Origin of the sequence: Telluria beijingensis (genome assembly GCF_030770395.1) — a bacterium.
Taxonomy (GTDB): domain Bacteria; phylum Pseudomonadota; class Gammaproteobacteria; order Burkholderiales; family Burkholderiaceae_D; genus Telluria; species Telluria beijingensis.
In genome coordinates, this window is record NZ_CP132480.1 from 5,199,590 (window position 1) to 5,221,856 (window position 22,267).

At 65.2% G+C, this 22,267-nt stretch carries 29 protein-coding genes; 13 read left to right on the forward strand and 16 right to left on the reverse strand.

All coding sequences use genetic code 11. The annotated features are described in order from the left end of the window. Positions 1-41: 41 nt before the first annotated feature. On the reverse strand, positions 42-356 hold the full coding sequence (locus tag Q9246_RS22730; RefSeq protein WP_005671329.1) for a BON domain-containing protein: 315 nt from the start codon (positions 354-356) through the stop codon (positions 42-44). 83 nt (positions 357-439) lie between these two features. Beyond that, positions 440-991: a hypothetical protein gene (locus Q9246_RS22735; RefSeq protein ID WP_306393273.1), complete on the reverse strand. Its 552-nt coding sequence runs from the start codon at positions 989-991 to the stop codon at positions 440-442. Between the two features lie 227 nt (positions 992-1,218). On the opposite strand from Q9246_RS22735, the gene Q9246_RS22740 reads away from it, so the two are divergent. Beyond that, complete coding sequence (locus tag Q9246_RS22740; protein ID WP_306393275.1) at positions 1,219-1,680, forward strand: outer membrane lipoprotein; 462 nt, start codon at positions 1,219-1,221, stop codon at positions 1,678-1,680. 98 nt (positions 1,681-1,778) lie between these two features. Continuing rightward, positions 1,779-2,117, forward strand: a complete 339-nt coding sequence (locus tag Q9246_RS22745) for a hypothetical protein (RefSeq protein ID WP_306393277.1) — start codon at positions 1,779-1,781, stop codon at positions 2,115-2,117. Between the two features lie 17 nt (positions 2,118-2,134). Here Q9246_RS22745 and Q9246_RS22750 read toward each other — a convergent pair whose 3' ends face one another. The 7 genes from Q9246_RS22750 to Q9246_RS22780 all read right to left on the reverse strand — a co-directional run bounded on the left by Q9246_RS22750 (position 2,135) and on the right by Q9246_RS22780 (position 6,668). Next, positions 2,135-3,277, reverse strand: a complete 1,143-nt coding sequence (locus Q9246_RS22750) for a DUF3616 domain-containing protein (RefSeq protein ID WP_306393279.1) — start codon at positions 3,275-3,277, stop codon at positions 2,135-2,137. 234 nt (positions 3,278-3,511) lie between these two features. Beyond that, positions 3,512-3,895: a hypothetical protein gene (locus Q9246_RS22755; RefSeq protein ID WP_306393280.1), complete on the reverse strand. Its 384-nt coding sequence runs from the start codon at positions 3,893-3,895 to the stop codon at positions 3,512-3,514. A 44-nt stretch (positions 3,896-3,939) separates the two neighbouring features. Next, a complete protein-coding gene (locus Q9246_RS22760) occupies positions 3,940-4,326 on the reverse strand; it encodes a phage holin family protein (RefSeq protein ID WP_306393282.1) in 387 nt (128 codons plus the stop codon). 14 nt (positions 4,327-4,340) lie between these two features. Then, on the reverse strand, positions 4,341-4,685 hold the full coding sequence (locus tag Q9246_RS22765; protein ID WP_306393284.1) for an ElaB/YgaM/YqjD family protein: 345 nt from the start codon (positions 4,683-4,685) through the stop codon (positions 4,341-4,343). A gap of 54 nt (positions 4,686-4,739) precedes the next feature. After that, positions 4,740-5,273: a ferritin-like domain-containing protein gene (locus Q9246_RS22770; RefSeq protein WP_306393285.1), complete on the reverse strand. Its 534-nt coding sequence runs from the start codon at positions 5,271-5,273 to the stop codon at positions 4,740-4,742. Between the two features lie 33 nt (positions 5,274-5,306). Further along, positions 5,307-6,209, reverse strand: a complete 903-nt coding sequence (locus Q9246_RS22775; protein ID WP_306393286.1) for an OmpA family protein — start codon at positions 6,207-6,209, stop codon at positions 5,307-5,309. 72 nt (positions 6,210-6,281) lie between these two features. Beyond that, positions 6,282-6,668, reverse strand: a complete 387-nt coding sequence (locus tag Q9246_RS22780) for a DUF4398 domain-containing protein (protein WP_306393288.1) — start codon at positions 6,666-6,668, stop codon at positions 6,282-6,284. Between the two features lie 205 nt (positions 6,669-6,873). On the opposite strand from Q9246_RS22780, the gene Q9246_RS22785 reads away from it, so the two are divergent. Next, entirely contained in the window at positions 6,874-7,200 is a 327-nt protein-coding gene (locus Q9246_RS22785) for a BON domain-containing protein (RefSeq protein WP_306393289.1), read from the forward strand. Positions 7,201-7,220: 20 nt separating this feature from the next. Beyond that, positions 7,221-7,442 (forward strand): glycine zipper 2TM domain-containing protein, encoded by a 222-nt coding sequence (locus Q9246_RS22790; RefSeq protein ID WP_306393290.1) that lies wholly within the window; start codon positions 7,221-7,223, stop codon positions 7,440-7,442. A 76-nt stretch (positions 7,443-7,518) separates the two neighbouring features. Here the strand turns inward: Q9246_RS22790 and Q9246_RS22795 are convergent, their stop codons facing one another. Continuing rightward, entirely contained in the window at positions 7,519-8,247 is a 729-nt protein-coding gene (locus Q9246_RS22795; RefSeq protein WP_306393292.1) for a Crp/Fnr family transcriptional regulator, read from the reverse strand. A gap of 187 nt (positions 8,248-8,434) precedes the next feature. Here Q9246_RS22795 and Q9246_RS22800 point away from each other — a divergent pair, with 187 nt between their 5' ends. The 4 genes from Q9246_RS22800 to Q9246_RS22815 all read left to right on the forward strand — a co-directional run bounded on the left by Q9246_RS22800 (position 8,435) and on the right by Q9246_RS22815 (position 10,561). Next, the gene (locus Q9246_RS22800; protein WP_306393293.1) at positions 8,435-9,163 is read left to right on the forward strand and encodes an outer membrane lipoprotein; all 729 of its coding nucleotides are present in this window, start codon (positions 8,435-8,437) and stop codon (positions 9,161-9,163) included. Between the two features lie 166 nt (positions 9,164-9,329). After that, positions 9,330-9,554, forward strand: a complete 225-nt coding sequence (locus Q9246_RS22805; protein ID WP_306393294.1) for a hypothetical protein — start codon at positions 9,330-9,332, stop codon at positions 9,552-9,554. Positions 9,555-9,641: 87 nt separating this feature from the next. Beyond that, positions 9,642-9,788 (forward strand): lmo0937 family membrane protein, encoded by a 147-nt coding sequence (locus Q9246_RS22810; RefSeq protein WP_005671362.1) that lies wholly within the window; start codon positions 9,642-9,644, stop codon positions 9,786-9,788. A gap of 104 nt (positions 9,789-9,892) precedes the next feature. Beyond that, a complete protein-coding gene (locus Q9246_RS22815; protein WP_306393296.1) occupies positions 9,893-10,561 on the forward strand; it encodes a YiaD family glycine zipper/OmpA-like lipoprotein in 669 nt (222 codons plus the stop codon). A gap of 151 nt (positions 10,562-10,712) precedes the next feature. Here Q9246_RS22815 and Q9246_RS22820 read toward each other — a convergent pair whose 3' ends face one another. Next, positions 10,713-11,549, reverse strand: a complete 837-nt coding sequence (locus Q9246_RS22820) for a branched-chain amino acid aminotransferase (protein ID WP_306398240.1) — start codon at positions 11,547-11,549, stop codon at positions 10,713-10,715. Between the two features lie 158 nt (positions 11,550-11,707). On the opposite strand from Q9246_RS22820, the gene Q9246_RS22825 reads away from it, so the two are divergent. Together Q9246_RS22825 and cls are read left to right on the forward strand one after the other, a co-directional pair. Next, positions 11,708-13,879: a site-specific recombinase gene (locus Q9246_RS22825; protein WP_306393299.1), complete on the forward strand. Its 2,172-nt coding sequence runs from the start codon at positions 11,708-11,710 to the stop codon at positions 13,877-13,879. After that, positions 13,876-15,264 (forward strand): cardiolipin synthase, encoded by a 1,389-nt coding sequence (cls, locus tag Q9246_RS22830; protein ID WP_306393301.1) that lies wholly within the window; start codon positions 13,876-13,878, stop codon positions 15,262-15,264. Before Q9246_RS22825 ends, cls begins: the two co-directional genes overlap by 4 nt. Positions 15,265-15,462: 198 nt before the next feature. Here the strand turns inward: cls and Q9246_RS22835 are convergent, their stop codons facing one another. Continuing rightward, entirely contained in the window at positions 15,463-16,299 is an 837-nt protein-coding gene (locus Q9246_RS22835; protein ID WP_306393303.1) for a metallophosphoesterase family protein, read from the reverse strand. A 14-nt stretch (positions 16,300-16,313) separates the two neighbouring features. Then, a complete protein-coding gene (locus Q9246_RS22840; protein WP_306393305.1) occupies positions 16,314-17,063 on the reverse strand; it encodes a phosphatase PAP2 family protein in 750 nt (249 codons plus the stop codon). A gap of 141 nt (positions 17,064-17,204) precedes the next feature. Between Q9246_RS22840 and Q9246_RS22845 the strand changes: the two genes are divergently transcribed. The 3 genes from Q9246_RS22845 (at position 17,205) to Q9246_RS22855 (ending at position 19,870) form a co-directional block, all read left to right on the forward strand. Further along, the gene (locus Q9246_RS22845) at positions 17,205-17,417 is read left to right on the forward strand and encodes a hypothetical protein (RefSeq protein WP_137173684.1); all 213 of its coding nucleotides are present in this window, start codon (positions 17,205-17,207) and stop codon (positions 17,415-17,417) included. A 110-nt stretch (positions 17,418-17,527) separates the two neighbouring features. Beyond that, positions 17,528-18,529 (forward strand): sulfate ABC transporter substrate-binding protein, encoded by a 1,002-nt coding sequence (locus Q9246_RS22850; protein ID WP_306393308.1) that lies wholly within the window; start codon positions 17,528-17,530, stop codon positions 18,527-18,529. Between the two features lie 318 nt (positions 18,530-18,847). Beyond that, entirely contained in the window at positions 18,848-19,870 is a 1,023-nt protein-coding gene (locus tag Q9246_RS22855; protein WP_306393310.1) for an SDR family oxidoreductase, read from the forward strand. Here the strand turns inward: Q9246_RS22855 and Q9246_RS22860 are convergent. From Q9246_RS22860 to Q9246_RS22870, 3 genes are all read right to left on the reverse strand, one after another. Beyond that, on the reverse strand, positions 19,832-20,263 hold the full coding sequence (locus Q9246_RS22860; protein ID WP_306393311.1) for a hypothetical protein: 432 nt from the start codon (positions 20,261-20,263) through the stop codon (positions 19,832-19,834). The two genes, Q9246_RS22855 and Q9246_RS22860, sit on opposite strands and share 39 nt — an antisense overlap. An 87-nt stretch (positions 20,264-20,350) precedes the next feature. Next, entirely contained in the window at positions 20,351-21,322 is a 972-nt protein-coding gene (locus Q9246_RS22865) for a porin (protein WP_306393312.1), read from the reverse strand. A 205-nt stretch (positions 21,323-21,527) separates the two neighbouring features. After that, positions 21,528-22,259, reverse strand: coding sequence for a helix-turn-helix domain-containing protein (locus tag Q9246_RS22870; protein ID WP_306393314.1), 732 nt, complete (start codon positions 22,257-22,259; stop codon positions 21,528-21,530). Between the last annotated feature and the right edge of the window lie 8 nt (positions 22,260-22,267).

Genomic DNA, 22,267 nt, shown 5'->3' on the forward strand with positions numbered 1-22,267 from the left:
ATGCCTGAACGAGATGCCGGGCCGCCCCGGCTGTGCGCATATTATTTCACACGGATGTCATTCTTGACCGAGGTCACGCCCTTGACGCCGCGTGCGATCTCGACGGCGCGCTGGGCGTCGCGTGGATCGGCCACGAAGCCCGACAGCTGGACGTCGCCCTTGAAGGTCTCGACGTTCACTTCGCGCGCCTTCACGTTAGGGTCGTTGACCAGGGCAGCCTTGACCTTGGTGGTGATCACGGCGTCGTCGATGTATTCGCCGGTGCTGGCTTGCTGGTTGGTCGACGAGCAGCCGACGGCGGTGATGGCGACGGTAGCGACGAAAGCGGCGGAGATGAGGTTTTTAGCGATTTTCATGATGGCTCCTTATTGATGGTCATGGTGCAGCAATACCCTTGCGGGCGGGTTGGGCGGCGCCGGCAATCCGGCCCGCGGGTTCTTTACTTGCCGTAAGCCGTCCTGGCGGTGCTGACGCACCCTTCCTTGACGTCTCCGGCGTAGGCATCGCACTTCTGCAGTGCGACGCGGTATTCGGCATCAAGCTTGGCATCGTGCGCATCGAGGCGCGCCTCGATCGCCTTGCGGTCGGCGCGGGCGTCGGCCTGGCTCGCCACCAGGTTCGCCCTGGCCTGGGTCAGGCAGACGTCGCGGTCGTTGCCCACCGCGGCGCCGCAACGCGTCGTGTCGCGCTCGTAGTAGGCCGCGGCGATGCGCATGCGCGCCTGGGTATAGGCCGCCAGCGTGTTCTTGTAGGCCGCTTCCGCTTCTTCTTCGACCCGGACCCGGGCCGCGCGCGCATCGGCGACGCAGATCTCGTGCGGGATGCCGGCCATCGCGTCGCAACGTGCCTTGGCGATGTCATAGGCGCTCTCGGCGGCAGCCAGGGTCTGTTGATGGAGAGTCTTCGCATCCGGCGCCGGCAGCTGGGCGACAGCCTGGCCAGCCCAGCCGAGAGCCGCACCGATCAGGAGGATCACATGCGAAGTCTTCATTGTTTTTGTTCTCCATTTGTCAACATTGGAGACATCTTTACATGTCATGCACGCGATTTCTGTTCGATGCCGAACACAACTTGCAGAGTGTTGCCGCTCGTCTCAAACGCGTTCGAGAAGGAACAAATCAGCGGGCTCTGCCCTCGGATCAAGGTGGGTGCGGCAACGCACAGACCTTCGGCGGGCTCCTGACTATTCTGGATTCATACTTTTGTCAGGAGAACAACATGAATGCTAACCGTAAATTTATCGTCGCCCTGCTGGCGACCGGCGCACTCCTCACTGGCTGCGCCAGCAACAGCTCCCAGCCTTATGGTTACAACAGCGGCTATGGCTCGACCAGCACCGCCTCGGCCGGCTACGGCGTGATCGAATCGATCCAGGTGGTGCAAGGCGAGGCCCGCACCAGCGGCGCCGGCGGCGTGTTGGGCGGCGTGGTCGGCGCGCTGGCCGGCAGCCAGGTCGGTAGCGGCAGCGGCCGTACCGCGGCTACGGTCGCCGGCGGCCTGGCTGGCGCCGTGGTGGGCAATAACGTCGAGAAGAACCGCAATGCCGCGGGTCCGGAGATGTATCAGATCAATATGCGCATGGATAACGGCGAATACCGCTCCGTGACCCAGGACAGCGCCTATGACCTGCGCGTGGGCAACCGCGTGCGCCTGGTCGATGGCCGCGTCTATCGCTACTGATACCGATCCACCGGCACGAGGGCGGACGGAAAGGTGTTTTCCGCCCGCCCTCGTGCTTTCCAGGCCGGCACACCGGCCACCGTACTTTGGAGGCAAGCATGGCAACTCTCACCCGTATCCTGTGTGCCTGCGCATTGGCCGGCGCTGCCACGTCGGCATCCGCCCAGGCGCCGGTCCAGGCCGGCACCGACGCCACCGTCAACCCGACCGTCGCCCGCCAGCAGGCGCAGGAAATCGCCAGGGGCGACCCGCCGCGCTGGTATCGCGACGATCCGGCGCAGCAAACCTTGCGCAAGGAACTCGGCGCCGCGCTGCAGGAAGCGCAGAATGCCTGCCGCAAGGTGCCGGCAGCCGAGCGCAAGTCGTGCATGGCCGAGGCGCGCGCCACCTGGCAGCGCGAAACCGCGCAATTGGGCAAGCCGATGCCGCGGCAATAACCGCCAGCGCGTCCCGATTACCGCGTTTTCCTCCGCGGCGGCAGCGGATACACATCCGCCACCAGGATGCTGTCGCCGATCTGCCTGCTGGGCGAGGCCGAGTCATGCACCACCAGCAGCCCCTGCTCTCGGCCGTCCTGGCTGGAAAACAGCGCAATCCCTTCCGGATGGTCGACTCCCTGGCCGAACGGCAGCGCCAGCACGTGTTCCAGCATCTCGCGGGACACCGCCGAGGCCTTGGCCGGCCGGGCGCCGCCAGGCCAGCGAAACAGCGTGACCGGTCCATCCAGGTCCATCGTCGGCCCGGCCAGGATTAACAAGTCCTTGCCTTGCACGCACAGGTCGCGAATGCCGAGCCCATCCAGGTCGAGAAAATGCTTCCGGTATAGCGTGCCCTCGTCATCGAGCGGCGCCAGCCGCAACCAGCCTTCTTCGCCAGCGTCGACCGGCGCCACCTCGACGATCGCGGCCCAGCCGCGCAGCACTGGGCCGCGCAGGCCCAGCAGCACGTGCTTGCCGGCCAGGGCAATGCCCTCGATATCGAAACCGTTGTCCTTGCCCGGAATCGCCAGGAAAGGACCGAAGTGCTCGTCCTGGCGCAGCAAGCCGGTCAGCTCGTTGCCATGCTCGTCGCCGCGCAGCAAGGCTGCAGTACGCCGCTTGCCCTTGTGCCCGGACTCCTTCAGCAACTCGAAGCCGCCCTCCCCCTTGGCGATGGGAATCCGCGCCAGCAGGTAGCGGTTGCCGTCGGCGCTGACGCTGGCCAGGCGCTTGTGGGCGCGCCGCACGCCATCGCCTTCGTCGGGCCGCTTGCGGCGCAGGCTGTGCGAGCCGGTCAGCCACAGGTAGCCGCCATCGCTGGCCAGGCCTTCGATATCGGCCTCGTTGATGCGCTTGCCGTCCGGATCGTAGGGCGGCAGCGGCAAGGCCAGGAAATCGTGCAGCGCGTACTGGCGGTGCTGGCGCGCGAAACTGGTCTTGCCGCGGCTATCCTCGGCCTCCAGGGTCAGGCGTTCGATGCTGAGCGACTCGTCATTGGCCAGCCACAGGTTGTCGCCCATGCGCAGCGCCACCGACAAGCCGTTGCGCAACTCCTTGTCGGGGCTGAGGTCATCGCGTTCGGGATGGAATTCGAGCAGGACGATATTCGAAGGATGCATGCGGCGCCTCGCGGATCGGATGTGATGCCAGCTTACCGCATGCGCTCATCCGCACGGCATGTCAACCGTTGGCCGCCTGGCGCGTTAATGAAGGAACCCGTCGGCCAGGCTGGCAAACCGGCCGACAAAAAAAGACGGCGTCCAATCCCCGATTGCGACGCCGCTCAAGCCCCACCATATCCTGTACCTGCTGCTGCAGACACGTCGCGGCAGCAGGTGAATCACAGCTTACCCTTATTCCGGGATTTGCTGCGCCCGTTTGCGATTCACGTACCAGCCCAGTGCGCCGAGTATCAGGGCCGCGCCCGCCGCCTGCTTGCCGAGCCGGCGCTGGCGCACGAAATTGACCACGCCCAGCGCATACGGCAGCAGCACCGACACATTGGTGCCGGTGGGCTTGAGCATCGCATCGGCCCGGGCGCGCAAGGCCCAGGTGGCGTGGTCCATCGCCGAATGCAGCATGACTTCGGGTTTGATGCTGTACTGGATGCTGGCCTTGGCATGCGCCACGCCTGCGCGGAAGAACTCGCCCTCGCGCAACAGCTCTGCCTTGCGCACCGCCGGATCCAGGCTGTGCTGGTGCCCGGCCAATCCGGTCGTTCCGTTTTGATTCTGCATACTTTCTCCCTTGTGACCCGCGTGCGAATTGCCGTCTATTGCGCTTACAACAGCATCTCGCGGTCGTTCTTGAGTTCTTTCATCGTCGCCGGGAAGGCCAGCTTGTTCTGCTTGAGCAGCGCCAGGCCCTTGGTGACCAGCACCGCCGTGATCAGCGCGAAGACCGCGAACATGATGAGCAGGATGGTCCAGCCCATCGAGTCCCACGCCAGCGCCACCACCGTCATGGCGCCGAAGGCGATGGCGAACCACACCGCCAGCACCGCCCCCGCGAACAGGGCCAGCAGTTCGATGACATGGTTGCGGATCTCGGCCAGCTCGAGCGCTGCGAGTTCGACCCGCGAGACGGCCAGGCCGAACAGGCTCTTGAACAGGCTGGAAATGCCGCTGATGACGCCAGGGTTATGTACGATCGCTTCTTTCTTGTCCACGTTGGCCCCCGGCGTTAATGTTTACGGCTTAGCAGCACGCCGATCAGCACACCGACGCCACCCGCGATCACCATCGTGCGCCAGGGGTGGTCCTTGACATAGACATCGGCCGTGTGGGCCAGTTCCTTGCCCTTTTCTACGGCCTGGGTCGGCAGCAGGCTGGCGCCGCCCATGGCCTGGTCGAGCAGCTTCATGCCGCGTGCACGCAGCTCCTCGGCCTTTTCGCCGGTCAGCGAAGCGGCCGCGGTCAGCATCGATTGCGCATCGCGCACCAGCGCCTTGATATCGGACTGGGTGGCGTAGGTGCTGCCGCTGATCGGGTGCATGCTGCCGTTGGTGTTGCGGGAAGTCTCTAGCATGTTCTACTCCTGTAACTTTGGTGAATCGGTGAAACTCGATGCAAATGGCCCGGCTCAGGCCATCAGGTCGCGCATATCGTCGGCATGCTCTTCTTCGACCGCCATGATGTCGATGAGCATATTGCGCGTGGTCGGATCCTTGTCGCCGATTGCCGCAATCATTTGCCGGTACGACTCGATCGCCACCCGTTCGGCGATCAGGTCGGCCCGCACCATGGCCTGCACGTCGTCCGATTCGTCATATTCGGCATGGCTGCGCGCGGTCAGCGTGGCCGGGTTGAAGTTGGGCGAGCCGTTGAGCTGCACGATGCGTTCGGCGATGCGGTCGGCGTGGTCCTGCTCCTGCTGCGCATGCTCGAGGAATTCGGCCTTGATGTGGCCGGTGTTGGGACCGGCCACCGTGTAGTAATGGCGCTTGTAGCGCATCACGCACAGCAGCTCGGTAGCCAGGGCGTCGTTGAGCATCGCGATGACCGCTTCGCGGTCGGCCTGGTAGCCCTCGGTGACGGCGCCGTCGTCGAGGTTGGCCGCCGCTTGGCGGATCGCCGAAATGTCGAAGCCGTGCGCCAGGTTGTTGGTCTGTTCCATGGTGTTTCCTTATTCAGTTTCAAAAAAGCGGTTTCAGCGCATTGCTGCGCGTGGCGGGATTTGCGCCCCTTCGTTCGACAGCACGATCTCGACGCGGCGGTTCTGCTGGCGGCCCGCGGCGTTGTCGTTGGACGCCACCGGGAATGCCTGGCCATAGGCCTTCATCGAGATGCGGTCGCGCGCGACGCCCATCTGGCTGAGCGCGGTGGCGACGGACTCGGCGCGGCGCTGCGACAGGTCCTGGTTGTAGCTCGCGCTGCCGGTACTGTCGGTAAACCCTTCGACCAGCACGGTGCGGTTCGGGTTCTGCGACATCACGTCGGCCAGCTTGCGCAAGGTCGAGGTTCCATTCGGATTCAGGGTCGCCTGGTTGGTGGCGAACAGCACGTCGCCGATCGTCACCACATAGCCGCGCTCGGTCTTGACGGCCTGTATGTCGTTCAGCAAGGCTTCCAGCTGGGCGGCGCGCTCGGCCAGCGCGGCGTTCTGCTGCATGGTGGCCTGGGCTTGCGCCTGGGCCTGCTGGGCCTGGGCCTGGGCGGCCTCGGCGTCGCGCTTGGCGCGTTCGGCCTCGGCCGTGCGTGCCTCGAGGCGCACCTGGTCGCGCTGGCGCGACGCGTCGGCGATATTCGCCTCGGCGGCCTTGGCCTTGGCGACCTCTTGCGCGGTGGCGATGCGCTGCTTGGCGACATAGGCCAGGCGGTCGATGTCTTCCAGGCTTTCGCGGCGCTGCGCGGCCTGGTTGGCCTGGTCGAGCGCTTCGCTGGCCTGCTTGAATTCCATCGGCGCGTAGGTCCCCACCTGCGGATTATTGTTGGCGCTGACGAAGTCGGCGCGCGCCTGGTCCAGGGTCGGCGTGCTCACCGGGGTGCTGGCGCAGGCGGCGGCCAGCACGGCGGCGGCCAGGATCGAGACGGCGGATTTACGGTTTTTCATGTTCTTGTTCCTCTTCTTGTTGGAGCGCCGTTCGACGGCGCGGACTCATGCATTCAATACAGCGTCAAGGATTTACTGGCTGTTGGCGCGGTCGACTTCCTCGCGCAGCACGCGCAAGTCTTCGTTCAGCTGGGTCGAGGCGGCGGTGGCCTTGGCCGACACAGCCTTGCTCTGGGCCAGCTTGGCGTCGGCCTGGGCCTGGATCGCGAGTTCGCGCGCCAGCTTGTAGTCGCGCGCGGCCAGGGCCTGGTTGGCGCGGACCATTTTTTCGCGCGCAGCGCTGATCTCGGCCGGCGCCAGTTCGGCGGCGCCTGCCGACACGGCGTTTTCCACCGCGTTGCGCGACACTGCAACGTCGGCCGTTGCCGGCGCCTTGTCGGGGCTGGCGCAGGCGGTGAGCGCCAGCACGGCGGCGGCGCAGCTGAGGCGAAGCCCGGTCATCGTTTGATGTTTATTCATCGCATATTCTCCTGGGAAGTGTTGTGTAGAACGTTATAAACCTGTTATCGCCGACACTCGGTTCGTTGACGCACATTGATCCGCGCAACTGTGCCGCTGAAACACCCTGTAACAACACCGGATGCCGATTGTGTGTTGCCGAACAGATCAAAGTGGCAACACTCACTACGCTTGAACCAAGTCACCGAGAAAAGAACCAACCTGAATGAACGGATCGAGCATCAAGCGTTTTGGAAGCATCCCTGTCCTGCTGGCCTTGCTGGCCGGCGGACCGCTGGCAGGGTGTGCCTCGGGCATCCCCGGTTTCGGTACCGTCGCAACAGTCGACGACGCCGCGATCAGCGCCGGTGTCCGCAACGCCATCCGCCACGATCCCGAATTGACGGTGTCCGATCTCGATGTCGACACGTACCAAGGAATTGTCCGGCTCAGCGGCTTCGTCAGCTCGGCGGACAGCGTAGCCGCGGCGGCCTCGGTCGCGCGAACCGTCAAGGGCGTCAAATCGGTTAGGAATGACCTGCGCCTGAAGTAACCCCATCCAAGGAGATCATCATGAAAAACATCAAAACTCTGGTAGTGACCGCAACCCTGGCAACCGCCGCATTCGGCATGGTTGGCTGCGGCAATATGTCGAAGCAGGACCGTAATACCGCGATCGGCGCCGGCGCCGGCGCCGTGCTGGGTGGCGCCGTGACTGGCGGCAGCGCCGTCGGCACCGTGGGCGGCGCAGCCGTCGGCGGCGTGATCGGCAACCAGGTCAAGACCACCAACTGATCGGGGTCGTCCGCCGCTCAAGCGAAACGCCCGGCTTCGGCCGGGCGTTATTCATTTGTAAGCAGATGTGTATGCCTTATGCGCTGTCGGCCACCGGCAGCGAACCCGCCTCCTTGACGATCTGGTAGCAGGTGCACGACGCCGCCGCCAGCCCATCCGGATCGAGGATCTCGATATTGCCTCGGCTGTAGTCGATCAGGCCCTGCTGCTGCAGGGCGCTGGCGGCCTTGGTCACGCCCACGCGGCGCACACCCAGCGCATGGGCCAGGAATTCATGGGTCAGGTGAAAGCGGTCGGACTGCAAACGGTCGCGCGTGACCAGCAGCGAGCGCGCCAGGCGCGCCTCGAGCACGTGGAAGCGGCTGCACACCGCGATCTGGATCGCCTGCGCCAGCAGCGCATCGGTATAGCGGTACAGTACCCGCTGCAGCCCCGGATTGCGCTCGGCCTCGGCACGCAGGCGGGCGCCTTCCATGCGGCTGGCGCTGCCGGCGCGCTGGACCACGGCGCGCACCTGGGCCGTGTCGTGGCCCAGGGCGGCGGTCACGCCCAGCATGCCTTCGCGGCCCACCTGGCCGACTTCGAGCGTCATGCGGCCTTCGGCCACGCCGAGCAGGGACACCAGGCAATCGTGCGGAAAATAGATGTGCGCGATCGGATCGCCGGCCTCGCACAGCACTTGCCCCGCCTCTACCCTGACCTGGTCCAGCAGCGGCAGCAGGCGCGCCATGTCCTGCGGCGGCAACGCGGCCAGCAGCAGGTTGCTGTTGTGCTCGGCGACGGATGGGTGGGCGGCAGCATTCATTTTTTCCTCATGAGACAAGCACGCAGCGCAAGCCGGAAGCGCCGCGTTCCAGATACATTTGCAAACAATTTCGCCCAGCGTAACCGTCGCCCCCTGAGCGAGTATGTACGGTGACGCACGGAACATTCGGATGTTCCTGCAGACAATCAGCGAATCCGGGCGTCAACGCCATACGAAAGGAATCAAGATGAACACGCCACCAAATCACCCCGTCAAGAACCGCCCCCATCCCCTGCTGCTGCTGGCCGCGGCCGCGGTCGTGCTGTTCTGCCTGGCCGGCACCGCCGCCATCATGGGCTGGCTGCCCTCGTCGGTCGGCGGCACCGCCAACCGTCAATTGAGCGAAGCCGAGCGCCTGGCGCTGGCTTCCACCTTGCCGCAAGACGTTCCCCCGACAGCGCCGGGCCTGGCGCCGAACGCGGCCTACCCTGGCGCGCCGCTGGCGCCGGCACAGCAGCCCCAGCAAGTCTATGCACCGGCGCCGGCCGTGGTCCCCGCCCCGGCGCCACAGGCGGCGCCAGCTTCCACGCCGGTCGCGGACAGCAAGCCGACGCAAGTCGCCGCCAATGAGCGCGACTGGTGCGCCAACTGCGGCAATGTGGAATCGGTGCGCACCATCACCCAGCGCGCCGAAGGCAGCGGCCTGGGCGCGGCCGGCGGCGCCGTCATCGGCGGCCTGCTGGGCAACCAGGTCGGCGGCGGCACCGGCCGCACCCTGGCCACCGCGGCCGGCGCGATCGGCGGCGCCGTGGTCGGCAACCAGGTCGAGGGCAATATGAAGGCCACGACCAGCTACGAGATCCGTGTGCGCCTGGACGACGGCACCCTGCGCACCTTCCGCCAGAACAGCCAGCCGCAGTGGCGCAGCGGCGACCGCGTGCGCATCGTGAAGGGCAAGCTGCGCTCGGTCGCCTGAGCACGCACCCTGCATGACTAGCACATGGCCGGGATCGCGCAAGCGTCCCGGCCAAGTTTTTTCCTAAACGCAATGTGCGCCAACGCACGGAAATATGGATGAGCTGACCCGACAATCGAATCACGCTGAAGCGAAGGGCGGCGCACCATCAACCGTGGAGAAACGCATGAATAGCCTGGCATGGATCGGCATCATCGTCTGGGGGATCGTACTCACCCTGTTTGGCCTGCTCTCGGCCGGGCCGGCGCCCGACGGGCATGGCCACCTGCAGCCGCAGGACGTCGTGTTCCTGATCGCGGGCGGCCTGCTCAGCTGCCTGATCGGCTGCACCGGCCTGATGGGCGTCATGGGTTGGATCCCCGGCCTGCGCAAACAAAAAAGTTGTGCTTAATGTACGCCATCGAACGGTAGTCAACAATGGGCAAGTACATACTGGAATCACAGCGCAACCGGCGCAAACAGTAGAGGAGAAACCATCATGTTGTATACCATCGCTGTCGTTCTCGTAATCCTGTGGCTGCTCGGCCTGGTGACCTCGTACACCATCGGCGGCTTCATCCACATCCTGCTCGTCGTCGCCGTCATCATGATCCTGGTGCGCCTGATCAGCGGACGCGGTATATAGAGGTAAAATGACAAGTCGCGCTTGTCGCACCACCAATCCGTTTCGCGGTCGCGCCTGCCACGGGCGTGACGACGAAACGGATTTTTTACTTAAGGAGTTCCACCATGCATAAAAACTTCATCAAATCGACCGCCGCCATCGCCATCGTGGCCCTGACCGCCAGCGGTTGTGCCGACATGTCCGCCACCCAGCGCGGCACCGCGACCGGCGCCGGCATCGGCGCCGGCCTGGGCGGCCTGATCGGCGGCACGACGAGCGGCGGCGGCGGTGGCCGCGTCGCGGGCGGCGCCGCCATCGGCGCAGCGGCCGGTGCCGTGATCGGCAATATCTGGTCCAAGCGCATGGAAGCGCAAAAGCAGCAGATGGAACAGGCCACCCAGGGCACCGGCGTGCAGGTCACCCAGACCCAGGACAACCGCCTGAAACTCGAGATCCCGAGCGATATCTCGTTCGACACCGGCCGCTCGGACATCAAGGGCAACTTCCAGCCGATCCTGCAGCGCTTCGCCCAGACCCTGCAAGAGAACCCGAACACCAACGTGGTCATCATCGGCCACACCGACAGCACCGGCAGCGATGCGGTCAACCAGCCGCTGTCGGTCGACCGCGCTTCGCGCACCCGCGACTACCTGGCCGGCCGCGGCGTGAACCCGAACCGCATCACCATCGAAGGCCGCGGCTCGCGCGAACCGATCGCGTCGAACAACGACAATGCGGGCAAGGCGCGCAACCGTCGTGTCGAGATCTACGTGGCGGAACCAGCGCGCGGCTGATCGTCCTCGTCACTCTGTAAACCACGTCGTCCCCGCGCAGGCGGGGACCCAAGGTTCTTGCGTTGCCACTACGCTGAACGTAGTTGGTGCGCTAAAAAACTTGGGTCCCCGCCTGCGCGGGGACGACGGTTTTACGGGTAACAATGAATGTTTAGCAGGCGTCGGTGAACGCCAGGTACAACTCGCGCGCCTGGCGCGCAACCGGGCCCGCCTCCAGCGTGCGGTCCTCGTAGCGGGTGCATGGGGTGACCTTGCCGTAGTTACCGGTGCTGAAGATCTCGCGCGCCGTATTCAGCTCGGTCGCCTTGACCGTGCGCTCTTCGACCTGCATGCCGGCTGCGGCCAGCAGCGCCATCACGCGCGCCCGCGTGATCCCGGCCAGGAAGGTGCCGTTCAGGGCCGGCGTCACGACCTTGCCATCCTCGGTCACCAGGAACAGGTTCGACGATGCGAACTCGGCCACGTGGCCTTCGGCGTCGAGCATGATCGCCTGGTCGAAACCGCGTTCCTTCGCTTCGCGCATGGCGCGGGTCGAGTTGGCGTACAGGGCCGAGGCCTTGGCGTCGGTCGGCGCCATGTTCGGCTGCGGCCGGCGCATGGTCGACAGGCAGCTCGAGAATCCGCTGAACGGCGGCAGCGGCGCGTCGAACAGGGTCAGCGCGAACTGGCTTTTCTCGGCCACCGGGATCAGGAAGCCCTCGGAACCGAATACCAGCGGGCGGATGTACAGCTCGGCGTCGGCCGGGAACTTGGCCACGCCTTCGCGCACCAGCACTTCCATCTCGTCCACGCCGAGCGGGCAGCGCAGGCCGAGCTTCTCGGCGGATGTGATCACGCGCTCCAGGTGCGGCCGCAGGTCGGGCAGCTTGCCGCGGATAGCGCGCGCGCCGTCGAATACCGACGAACCGAGCCACAGGCTGTGGTCCATCGCGCCATACAGTGGAGTATTTCCTTCAGCCCATTGGCCGTTGTAGTAGGTGAGGTACATGGTCTCTTTCTCGAACATAAACCGGTCCAGTGTAGCGGTGGCGGACCGGTTTCGTCCAGTTGCCCCGGCGGGCGCGACCGGCGGCTTACTGTTCGTTGCCACACCATAGTTACTGCTCGCCTCGCGTACACTACGGCTTTCCAGTAAAAATTGTTTTCATGCTTGCTATTCTCGAACGGATCGACCCTTACAGCGACAACATCGACCTGCTGGTCGAGTTGGTCTGCCACCTGCGCCCGCGCCAGCGCTGGGTGTGGCAGGACGCGGACGATCCGGCCCAGGCGGTGCGCACGCTGACCCAGCTCCTGAAGGGCAATCCGGGCCAGGCCTGGACGCTGCGCCGCTACATCACGACGCTGCTCGAGAAGCGCCGGCATACGAGTCTTTACAGCGATATCGGCATCCTGTCGAACGACGGCTTCGTCACCGAACTGAAAAGCCGCATCACCTACCGCCTGCTGCCGCCGGCGCTCGACGACCTGTACCTGTCGGACGCGCTCGACCAGCTGCTGTACCGCGAAGACGACTACGAATGGATCCGCGCGGTGCCCGACGCCGACTGGATGCAGCTGTTCGGCGTGATCGCCAATGCGCCGCCGCCGGACGACGCCGCCCCCGGCCGCGCGCGCGTGGTCACCCTCAAGGGTTTATTGGACGCGATCCGCACCCTGTCCTGCCGCATCTGCGCGCTCGGCCTCGAGCCGCGCCTGGTGCACAGCTACAGCCAGATCGAGAACTTCGATTCGCCGTTCCTGATGCAGAACATCGAGGCCAACCGCTACCTCGACGAGTACGCGCGCTACCTGGGCGGCGAACGCGAACGCCCGGACGACGCGCGCCACCTGCTGGTGATGCTCGACCAGTGCGAAGACGTGGTGCTCAAGATCCGGCGCCTGGCGCTGTCGAACGGCACCAGCATCGCCCTCACTTACCTGCTGGTGGCGGTCCAGCAAAGCATCGACCGCCTGCAGAAGCTGCTGTTCCTGGTCGACGTCACCGACGAGAAGGGGTCCACCCCGGTCCCGGCGCCGGCGCTGGAAGTGATGGACGAGCTGGTGATCGACGGCGAAGTCATGACGCCGGTCGTGCCCCAGGCCGACAAGCCCGGCCAGCTGGCGCCGCTCGATGCGCCGCTATTGAGTCCGCGCCAGCGCGCGGCCATTTCGCTGGCCGAGGAGCTGATCGAAGCCCACAATACCAAGTACCAGGTCAGCGGCCTGGTGCGCGACAACGTCCACCTGCTGGCCCGTAACGTCACCGAGAACGCCAGCCGCACCGGCGAGCACTACATCGCCGAAGACCGCAAGGACTTGCGCAAGATGCTGTGGTCCTCGTCCGGAGCCGGCTTCATCGTCGGCTTCATGGCGCTGTGCAAGATCCTGCTCGGCTACCTGCGCATGCCGCCGCTGATCGAGGCCTTCCTGTTCAGCATGAACTACTCGCTAGGCTTCGTGCTGATCCACATGCTGCACTTCACGGTCGCGACCAAGCAGCCGGCCATGACGGCCCAGCGCATTGCCGCCTCGCTGCACCGCTCCGCCACCGGACGCGGGATCGACGTCGACAAGCTGGCCGAACTGGTCAACAAGGTATTCCGCACCCAGATGGTGGCGGTGCTCGGCAACGTGCTGGTGGCCTTCCCCGTGGCCTGGGCCATCGCCGAAGGCGTGCGCTGGTACACCGGCCACCACCTGGTCGATCCGATCAAGGCGCTGCACCTGCTGAACGACATCGATCCGCTGAACAGCCCGGCCCTGTTCTACGCCGCCGTGGCCGGCGTCTGGCTGTTCGTGGCCGGCCTGATCTCGGGCTACTACGACAACAAGGCGCTGTACACGCGCATGGGCCAGCGCGTGCAGCAGATCCGCGGCCTGCGCCGCCTGCTGGGCGCCGAGCGGCTGGCGCGGCTGGGCGGCTATGTCGAGGACAATCTCGGCGGCCTGATGGGTAACTTCTTCTTCGGCATCCTGCTGGGCACCACGGGCACCATCGGTTTCCTGCTCGGCCTGCCGATCGACATCCGCCACATCACCTTCTCGGCCGCCAACTTCGCGACCGCGCTGGTGGCCCTGGACTATGGCATGAGCTGGGCCCAGATCGCCAACGCCACCGCCGGCGTCCTGCTGATCGGCACCATCAACCTGTTGGTGAGCTTCGGGCTGGCGCTGTGGGTGGCGCTGCGCGCCCGCAAGATCCAGTTCAAGCGCTGGATCCTGCTGGTGCAGGCGCTGGGCCGGCGCTTCGCTTATTCGCCGATCGAATTCTTCCTGGGTCCGCGGCATCGCCAGCTGCCGCCGCCCGATACCGTGTCCTCGAGGGGAACAAAATGAACAAGAAGCGCTTCGCCGCCTGGTTCGGCTTCATAGCTTTCGTGTGCGTGGTGGCCTCATGCAAGGCCCTGCCCGACCGCAGCACCATCGCCGGAGCGCCCGAGAAGGCCATTCCCACCGTCGCCACCCAGCGCGGGGAGCTCAAGGATTCGCAGGCGGCGGCGCTGCTCAAGCGGCGCTGGGCGCGCGCCTCGCCCGACCTCAAGCAACTGGCGGTGCTGGAAGAGCAAGCGACCGGCGTGCCGCTCATCGCCGGCAACCAGGTCTCGCTGCTGTTCGACGGCCCGGCCACGATGCGCGCCATGATGGAGGCGGCGAAGAACGCGAAGACCTCGATCAACCTCGAAACCTATATCTTCGACCACGACGAGATCGGCACCCAGTTCGCCGAAATCCTGATGCAGAAGCGCGCGGACGGCGTGGTGGTCAACATCATCGTCGACGGCGTCGGCACCCTGGCCACGCCGAAGGAATTCTTCGATCGCCTGCGCCAGGCCGGGGTCAATGTGCTGGTGTTCAATCCGGTCAATCCGACCAAGCGGCCCGGCAAATGGGCGCTGAACAACCGCGACCACCGCAAGATCATGGTGGTCGACGGCCGGGTCGCCTTCACCGGCGGCATCAATATCAGCAGCACCTATGCCAACAGCTCGCTGTTCCGCTCCAACAAGCGCGCCGGCAAGGTCAACGAGGAAGACGTTGGCTGGCGCGACACCCATATCAAGATCGAAGGGCCGGCCGTCGGCGCGCTGCAATGGGCCTTCATCGACAACTGGGTGCACCAGGACGCGGGCGAGCTGCCCGAGATCGACTACTTCCCCAAACTGGCCCCGGTGGGCGAGAAGGTGGTGCGGGTGCTGGCCACCTCGCCCGACCGCGATTCGGAAATCTACAAATCGCTGGTGCTGGCGATCGGCGAAGCGAAGAAATCGATCCACATGACGGCTGCGTACTTCGTGCCCGACCAGCAGATCGTCGACGGCCTGGTCGCGGCGGCAAAGCGCGGGGTCGACGTGCAGCTGGTGCTGCCGGGCGTGTCGGACCACGACTTCATCAAGTATGCGGGCGAATCGTTCTACCAAGAACTGCTCGAGGGCGGCGTGCGCATCTTCCAGCTGCAGGTGGCGGTGCTGCATGCCAAGACCACCGTGATCGACGGCATGTGGTCGTCGATCGGCTCGGCCAATATCGACCGCCGCAGTTTCATCCACAACTACGAGGTCAATGTGGTGGTGCTCGATCCGCACTTCGGACGCGATATGGAGGCAGCGTTCAGGGAAGACTTGCGGCACTCGAAGGAGATCAAGCTCGACGCGTGGAAGAAGCGGCCGTGGGGCGATCGCTTGCGCGAGATGATGTCGCGGTTGACGGAATACTGGATTTAACGTCAGTGGCTCATCCAACCACCACCATATGAACGTCGTTCCCGCGAAGGCGGGAACCTAAGTTTGTATGCGTTGCCGCTACTGTCAGAACGAGTGGCGGTTCAAAGAAATTAGATTCCCGCCTTCGCGGGAAGTCGTTACCTCCAGTGGAGGTAACGACGGGATGCGTGCGTTGGCGCAAAAACATACGCGGCCGTTTCACAATCCGGCAGCCAGCATCCCGTCGCTATGCGGCGACCAGATGCTGCCGGCCCGCACGAACTTCTCGGTGGTGACCAGTTCGAACCTGCCGCCCACCACATCCCAACCATAGCGGTCGATCTCGACCCGCTGCGGTTCGACCCGCATCACATTGAATGAATTCACCTCGCCGCGCCCGCGCGTGGACGTGGCAGTCCCGGCCTGGACCACCAGCGCCGCATACTCCGCGATCTGGTAGCGCGCCGCCGTGCTGCCGGCGTGGCTGGCGTGCATATGGCCGGCCATCAGGATGTCGACGCCCGTCTCTGCAAACACTTCCATCGCCATCGGCGCCCGCACCACGAGGTCGCGCTTTTCGTAGTGCTCGGGCAGGTCGAAAGGATGGTGGGTGACGACGATGCGCGTGACCTGCGGCCCCAGGCCGGCCAGGCGTTCGCGCAGCCCGGCCACCTGCTCGTGGCTGATGCGGCCGTCCTTGATGGTCAGCGAGCGCGCCGTGTTGACGCCCACCACGGCGATCTCGTCGTCGATGAAGGCCGGCTCCAGTTCGCCGGTGATGAAGCGCTTGTAGCGCGCCAGCGGCCGCACGAAACGGCGCAGCACGTTGTACAGCGAGATGTCGTGGTTGCCCGGGACAATGATCTGCGGGCCCGGCAGCGAGTCGAGGAAGGCGCGCGCCTGCTCGAATTCCTCGACCTTGGCGCGCTGGGTCAGGTCGCCCGAGATCACGACCACGTCGGCCGCGATGCGCTCGACCAGTTCGCGCAAGGGGCCGAGCAGGGCCTGGTCGACGCGGCCGAAATGCAGGTCGGACAGGTGAACGAGGGTGCGCATGCGACGGTCTCCTTTCAAATCTCTTGCGGCGGCGCCGTGCCCGCCGCGCGCCGCGCGCGCGCGGCGCGGCGCCGGTTGAGGGTGGCGGCGCCGCTGATGCAGATCGCCAGCCAGCCGCAGCCCTCGGCCAGCGCGGCCAGGATGTCGGTCAGGTAGTGCGCGCCCAGGTACATGCGCGAGAACGCGATCAGGCCGATCATGAGCGTCGCCAGCACGAAGGGCAGCAGGCGCCCGGTCCAGCTCGTGGCCTGGCGCGCGAAATAACAGGCCAGCAGGCCGTACAGCACGGTGGCCGCCATCGTGTGCCCGCTGGGGAAGCTGTAGGTGGTGAGCGTGAGGATCGGCTCCTCGAAATGGGGCCGCGCGCGCTCGAAGGTGTGCTTCAGCGCCACATTGAGCAGCATGCCGCCCGGCACCGCGGTGACCAGCGCGACCGGCCAGTAGCGGTGCCCGCGCCGATGGAACCAGATGCCGACGCAGGCCGCGATCGCCAGCACCCCGGGCGTGCTGTGGATATGGGTCAGGACCAGCAGCGCATCGCGCAGCAGGCCGCCCTGGCGCGCATGCGCGTGCAGCCAGTCGGCGACGACCGCATCCAGCCGGGTGATCGGATCGCCCGCGACCACGGCGCCGGCCAGGTGGGCAAAGCCGGCCATTGCCAGCAGCAGCAACACCACGCCGACGGTGAGGTGGAGGCCGTATTCGCCCTCGGGCGACAGGCGGGCGGCGGCAAATCGGTGGATGCGTGGCAGGCTCTTGGTCATGGTGACCAGATTATGACCGACTTGGCGAAAAAACCACACACGGCAAAATTTACTGTATATCCGAACAGTAGCTGTAGATTTGTACAGTAGTTGTGTTATTCTTTCCTCACTGCATAACCACTTCGATAAAAGGAAACGAACATGACGACTCTGAACAGCTCCTTCGGCCTGGAACACGCACCCGTCCCTTTCCTGGCGCGCATCGGCCGCCGCGAAATCCTCGTCACCCGCGATTTCCGCAAGCGCTTCTATGCCGTGAACCCGATCATCGAATGCGATACCGGCGTCGAAGCCGGCCACGTCGAAATCCTGCTGTTCCGCCGCTGGCTGCTCATCCTGTCCAAGGCGCACTGATCGGGGCCAACGCATTTTGAAAATCGAATAAGGTTTGTTGGATTTATTCGTTCTCTTTCGATGGGTCGCGGCCGTACGCTACGGTTTCCCACCCTCCAGAAAGATAATAAATGCTTCGCAAAACCTTTATTCGTTCCCTGGCGGCATTAACGCTGCTGGTGCAAACTTCGGCGTTCGCTGCGGACGTCAACCTGCTCAATGTGTCGTACGACCCGACTCGCGAGCTGTATCACGAGTTCGATGCCGCCTTCGCCAGGCACTGGAAAGCGAAGACCGGCGACAACGTCAACGTGAAGCAGTCGCACGGCGGTTCGGGCAAGCAGGCGCGTTCGGTGATCGACGGCCTGCAGGCCGACGTCGTCACGCTGGCCCTGGCCTACGACATCGACGCGATCCGCGACAAGGGCCTGATCAACCCGGGCTGGGAACAGAAGCTGCAATACCGCAGCTCGCCCTACACCTCGACCATCGTGTTTCTGGTGCGCAAGGGCAATCCGAAGAAGATCAAGGACTGGAACGACCTGGTCAAGCCGGGCATCTCGGTGATCACGCCGAATCCGAAGACCTCGGGCGGCGCGCGCTGGAACCACCTGGCGGCCTATGGCTACGCGCTGCGCCAGCCGGGCGGCAATCCGCAGAAGGCGGCCGAATTCCTGGGCGCCCTGTACAAGAATGTGCCGGTGCTCGACTCGGGCGCGCGCGGTTCGACCACCACCTTCGTCGAGCGCGGCATCGGCGACGTGCTGCTGGCCTGGGAAAACGAAGCGCTGCTGGCGCTGCGCGAACTCGGCCCCGATAAATTCGAGATCGTGGCGCCGTCGCTGAGCATCCTGGCCGAACCGCCGGTGGCCGTGGTCGACAAGAACGTCGACAAGAAGGGGACCCGCAAGGTGGCGCTGGCCTACCTGGAATACCTGTATAGCGACGAGGGCCAGGACATCATCGCCAAGAACTACTATCGCCCGGCGGTCGACAAGTTCGCCAAGAAATATGCGTCGCAATTCCCGCAGATCAAGCTGTTCCAGATCGGCGAGCTGGGCGGCTGGACGGCGGCGCAGAAGGCGCATTTCTCGGATGGTGGCGTGTTCGATCAGATCTATACCAAGAAGTAATCGCAGCATACTTCTTTTCTGCCAGCCAAGTCCGCCCGCACGTCGCTTCCGCGCAGGCGGGAGCCCAAGTCTTGCGCGATACCACTTGAATCAAACGCAGTGGCAGCGCAAGAAGCTTGGGTTCCCGCCTTCGCGGGAACGACGTTTTGCGTTGCGGGCCATCAGTGGCGCCTCGACTCTCCCGCGCGACAAACAATCCCTTGAAATAGCAAACTCGGTCACGAAGTGAACAATTCACTAACGTGGCCTGCCGCCTTTCGCATTCGCGAACGCGGCGGTCCTTCCCCGTACACCATGCAACACGGAAAGGATCACGCAATGTCAGTCAAACTCCGCAGGATCAACGAGCAAGTCATCGTCATCACCGGCGCCACCAGCGGCATCGGCCTGTCGACCGCACGCATGGCCGCCGAACGCGGCGCCCGGCTGGTGCTGGCGGCGCGCGCCGACGATGCGCTCGACGAACTCGCCCATGAGCTGCGCGCTCGCGGCACTGAGGTCGTCACCGTCACCGCCGACGTCGGCAAGATCGACGACGTCGAGCGCATCGGCGAGGCCGCCATCGACCGCTTCGGCCGCATCGACACCTGGGTCAACAATGCCGGCATCTCGATCTTCGGCCGCATCGAAGACATCTCGCCCGCAGACCACCACCGCCTGTTCCAGACCAATTTCTGGGGCGTCGTGAACGGCTCGCTGGAAGCGGTCAAGCGCATGAAGCTGCGCGGCGGCGGCGCCCTGATCAACGTCGGCAGCGAGCTGTCGGACCACGGCATCCCGCTGCAGGGCATGTATGCGGCGTCCAAGCACGCCGTAAAGGGCTTCACCGATTCGCTGCGCATGGAGCTGGAAAAGGAAAACGCGCCGATGTCGATCACCCTGGTCAAGCCGTCCGGGATCGACACGATGTTCGCGGTGCACGCCAAGAACTATATGGAGAAGGAGCCGAAGCTGCCGGCGCCGGTGTATGCGCCCGAACTGGTGGCCGACGCGATCCTGTACGCGGCCCAGCATCCGAAGCGCGACGTGTTCGTCGGCGGCGCGGCAAGAATGAATTCGGCGGGCGCCCGCTTCCTGCCGCGCGCCTTCGACAAGTACGTGACGGCGACCATGTTCAAGGGCCAAAAGGCGGACGCCCCGGCCGATCCGGGCCGCCGCGACGCCCTGCACAAGCCGGACCACACGCGCGAACTGCGCGAGCGCCAGGGCTCGCCGCACCGCGTGCATGAGCGCAGCCCGTACACGGCGGCCCAGCTGCGCTCGAAGCAGATCACCACCGCGCTGCTGGGCGGCGGCGCCCTGCTAGCGGCCTTCGCCCTCAGTCGGCGGACGGCTCGTTAAGAAGTCGGTATCCTCCTCGGTCAGCGGCAGGTCGGGGATGGATTCGATGCGGTCGGTATCGATGTCGGCGCCATCCCTGGCGACGGCATCGCGGCCGGCCGCGGCGCGTTCGCCGGTGCCGCCCATATCGCTGTCGCCCGAGAAATCGGCGTCGCCGACGTCGGGACCGGCAGTGTCGCCGGCATGGCCGGGTTCCAGATCGGAGGTCGTGCCTTCGTCGAAATCGAGCACCTGGTCGGGGTCGAGATTGGCGAAGCCAGGGCCGCCGACCACGTCGCTGCCGGTGTCCGAAATATCGCTCGGGCCGAGCGCGTCGATGCCATGGCCCTTGCCCAGGCTGCGGTCAGGGCGGTCCGGGAAGTTGTCCGGGTCGAGTGTGCTGGTGCCAGTCATAGTGCCTCCTCAATAGTTGATGAACCATGGAGACAGCGTACTGAATTTCGCCGCGCCCTGTCGCAGCGCACGGCACGGCGGCGCGACTCAGAACGCGCGCCGCATCCCCACGTTGAGCGAGGAACCGTTGCCCGGCTTGACGCCCACGTGCACCCCGGCCAGGTGCTGGATGCGCGAGTAGGCGGCATAGAAATCCATGCGGCGCGACACCGCGTAGCTGGCGCCGACGGCGAGCTGGCGCGCATCGTTGTTGGCCGGGTCGCGGTCGTTGCGGCGCACATAGGAGGCCAGCAGCGTGGTCTGGCGCGACATCGGCACCGCCACGCCCATCAGCACGTCGCGGCTGTCGGTCGAGCGCGTGGCGGCGACGCTGGCGCCATAGGGATTGTCCGGATTGAACAGCGGCGAATTGCCCCAGCCCCGATTGGCGCTGTAGGCAGCATAGGCCGTGCCCCAGCCGAAGCGCATATTCGCGGCGACGATGGAATTGCGGGCCGCCATGGTGATGTCGACCTCGTTGTAGCGCGTGACCTTGGCCACGTTGCGGTTCTGGTGGGCGGCGCGGATGTTCAACGGACCGAGGTTGACGCCGACCGTCATGCCCCAGGCGCGGCCCGACTGCGAACCGTCGACATCGCCCTTGCGCCACTTGCCGCCGGCGCTGAAGTTGGCGTAGCGGCCCTCGAAGCCTTCGGTATCGTCGGCGCGCATGCCGCGCGGCGCGGCCTGGGCCGACAGGCCGCCACTGAACGGGTCGCCAACCTCGTTCAAGGTGGTGTAGTCGACGTTGTACTGGCGTCCGGCGGTCATGCCGCCCTGCAGCGCGCGCTCCTGCTGGCGCTCGATCTCGGCAGCGGTCTCGAGCGTGAAGATCGAGGATGCCGCCGGCACCGCCTCCGAACGGGCGGCCAGCTGCAACTCGGCCAGGCAGTCCGGCCCGCAGACCGCTTCCTGGATTGCCGCGGCGCCCTCTCCATGCGAGGGCGTCGGCTCGTTCTGCGCCGAAGCGCATGCCGCACTCCCTCCGAGTACGGCCAATGCGACGATGGACATTCTCATGGCGTCAATCTCTCCCTGACACCTACTATCCGCCTGTTATGGCAGCCTGATCTGTCTAATACCTCACATAACCGGTAGTTTCAGCACGATCATGCGCTTGCGCATCGCATCAACTCGCTTTGTTTGATCTTCCGCACTGTTTGTACCGTACACCGAAACAGTGAGCTAGGGCAATCTTTACGACAAAAGTCGAAATAAGAGACCGCTAGCGGCGCAGGCCGGCAAAGGCCGCCGGCTCCCACTCGCGCAGCGCCAGCAGCAGGCCGCTGCCGCGCCGTTGCGCCAGGGGCGCCGCCAGGCTCTCCTCGTGCAGCTGGGCGAAGCGGGCGCGCATCAGGCGCAGCTCGTGCTGCAGCTTGGCGCGCGCGCTTTCGGTAAGCATGCCGTGCACGAAATCGAGCGACTCGCCGGCGCCGTCGAAACCGCCGGCGACGAACTCGGGCATGCCCTGCTCGTCGAAGTAGCGGCGGATCGGACCGTCGGCCAGCCAGTCGAAGTCGCGCGCCACATTGACCCGGATCCGGTTGCCCGGCAGCAGGGTGATCAGTTGCAGGCGGTCCAGGCGCAGCAGGTATTGCAGGCACTCGGATTCGCTCAGCCGGTACACATTGAGCATGTCGAGCATGCGCCAGTGGTTCAGCGCGCACACCGCCACCAGCAGCAGCTTGTCGTCCTGCACCAGTTCGGCTTCCTGCTCGGCACTGAGGGTGCGCAGGCGGCGTTGTCCGTTCTGGGCTTCCTGTGCGATCTCGGCCAGCGTGAAGCCGAGCAGGCTGCAGATTTCCACGATGCGTTCGAGCGTGAACTGCTCGCTGGCGAACAGGCGCTTGATGCTCGGCTCGGACAGGTCGAGCGCGACGGCGACGTCGCGGTAGGTCAGGCCTTGCAGCTTGAGCTGGCGCTTGATGGTGGCGATGATCTGGCTGATTTGGGTCATGATAAAGA

What these genes read in the sequence shown, in the direction of transcription:
- Q9246_RS22805 (WP_306393294.1), top strand. Translation starts at nt 9,330, where the DNA reads ATGAATAGCCTGGCATGGATCGGCATCATCGTCTGGGGGATCGTACTC.
- Q9246_RS22780 (WP_306393288.1), bottom strand. Translation starts at nt 6,668, where the DNA reads ATGAATAAACATCAAACGATGACCGGGCTTCGCCTCAGCTGCGCCGCC.
- Q9246_RS22775 (WP_306393286.1), bottom strand. Translation starts at nt 6,209, where the DNA reads ATGAAAAACCGTAAATCCGCCGTCTCGATCCTGGCCGCCGCCGTGCTG.
- cls (WP_306393301.1), top strand. Translation starts at nt 13,876, where the DNA reads ATGAACAAGAAGCGCTTCGCCGCCTGGTTCGGCTTCATAGCTTTCGTG.
- Q9246_RS22730 (WP_005671329.1), bottom strand. Translation starts at nt 356, where the DNA reads ATGAAAATCGCTAAAAACCTCATCTCCGCCGCTTTCGTCGCTACCGTC.
- Q9246_RS22755 (WP_306393280.1), bottom strand. Translation starts at nt 3,895, where the DNA reads ATGCAGAATCAAAACGGAACGACCGGATTGGCCGGGCACCAGCACAGC.
- Q9246_RS22870 (WP_306393314.1), bottom strand. Translation starts at nt 22,259, where the DNA reads ATGACCCAAATCAGCCAGATCATCGCCACCATCAAGCGCCAGCTCAAG.
- Q9246_RS22800 (WP_306393293.1), top strand. Translation starts at nt 8,435, where the DNA reads ATGAACACGCCACCAAATCACCCCGTCAAGAACCGCCCCCATCCCCTG.
- Q9246_RS22865 (WP_306393312.1), bottom strand. Translation starts at nt 21,322, where the DNA reads ATGAGAATGTCCATCGTCGCATTGGCCGTACTCGGAGGGAGTGCGGCA.
- Q9246_RS22790 (WP_306393290.1), top strand. Translation starts at nt 7,221, where the DNA reads ATGAAAAACATCAAAACTCTGGTAGTGACCGCAACCCTGGCAACCGCC.
- Q9246_RS22815 (WP_306393296.1), top strand. Translation starts at nt 9,893, where the DNA reads ATGCATAAAAACTTCATCAAATCGACCGCCGCCATCGCCATCGTGGCC.
- Q9246_RS22835 (WP_306393303.1), bottom strand. Translation starts at nt 16,299, where the DNA reads ATGCGCACCCTCGTTCACCTGTCCGACCTGCATTTCGGCCGCGTCGAC.
- Q9246_RS22745 (WP_306393277.1), top strand. Translation starts at nt 1,779, where the DNA reads ATGGCAACTCTCACCCGTATCCTGTGTGCCTGCGCATTGGCCGGCGCT.
- Q9246_RS22810 (WP_005671362.1), top strand. Translation starts at nt 9,642, where the DNA reads ATGTTGTATACCATCGCTGTCGTTCTCGTAATCCTGTGGCTGCTCGGC.
- Q9246_RS22765 (WP_306393284.1), bottom strand. Translation starts at nt 4,685, where the DNA reads ATGCTAGAGACTTCCCGCAACACCAACGGCAGCATGCACCCGATCAGC.
- Q9246_RS22770 (WP_306393285.1), bottom strand. Translation starts at nt 5,273, where the DNA reads ATGGAACAGACCAACAACCTGGCGCACGGCTTCGACATTTCGGCGATC.
- Q9246_RS22740 (WP_306393275.1), top strand. Translation starts at nt 1,219, where the DNA reads ATGAATGCTAACCGTAAATTTATCGTCGCCCTGCTGGCGACCGGCGCA.
- Q9246_RS22825 (WP_306393299.1), top strand. Translation starts at nt 11,708, where the DNA reads ATGCTTGCTATTCTCGAACGGATCGACCCTTACAGCGACAACATCGAC.
- Q9246_RS22795 (WP_306393292.1), bottom strand. Translation starts at nt 8,247, where the DNA reads ATGAATGCTGCCGCCCACCCATCCGTCGCCGAGCACAACAGCAACCTG.
- Q9246_RS22840 (WP_306393305.1), bottom strand. Translation starts at nt 17,063, where the DNA reads ATGACCAAGAGCCTGCCACGCATCCACCGATTTGCCGCCGCCCGCCTG.
- Q9246_RS22750 (WP_306393279.1), bottom strand. Translation starts at nt 3,277, where the DNA reads ATGCATCCTTCGAATATCGTCCTGCTCGAATTCCATCCCGAACGCGAT.
- Q9246_RS22820 (WP_306398240.1), bottom strand. Translation starts at nt 11,549, where the DNA reads ATGTACCTCACCTACTACAACGGCCAATGGGCTGAAGGAAATACTCCA.
- Q9246_RS22735 (WP_306393273.1), bottom strand. Translation starts at nt 991, where the DNA reads ATGAAGACTTCGCATGTGATCCTCCTGATCGGTGCGGCTCTCGGCTGG.
- Q9246_RS22850 (WP_306393308.1), top strand. Translation starts at nt 17,528, where the DNA reads ATGCTTCGCAAAACCTTTATTCGTTCCCTGGCGGCATTAACGCTGCTG.
- Q9246_RS22860 (WP_306393311.1), bottom strand. Translation starts at nt 20,263, where the DNA reads ATGACTGGCACCAGCACACTCGACCCGGACAACTTCCCGGACCGCCCT.
- Q9246_RS22845 (WP_137173684.1), top strand. Translation starts at nt 17,205, where the DNA reads ATGACGACTCTGAACAGCTCCTTCGGCCTGGAACACGCACCCGTCCCT.
- Q9246_RS22855 (WP_306393310.1), top strand. Translation starts at nt 18,848, where the DNA reads ATGTCAGTCAAACTCCGCAGGATCAACGAGCAAGTCATCGTCATCACC.
- Q9246_RS22785 (WP_306393289.1), top strand. Translation starts at nt 6,874, where the DNA reads ATGAACGGATCGAGCATCAAGCGTTTTGGAAGCATCCCTGTCCTGCTG.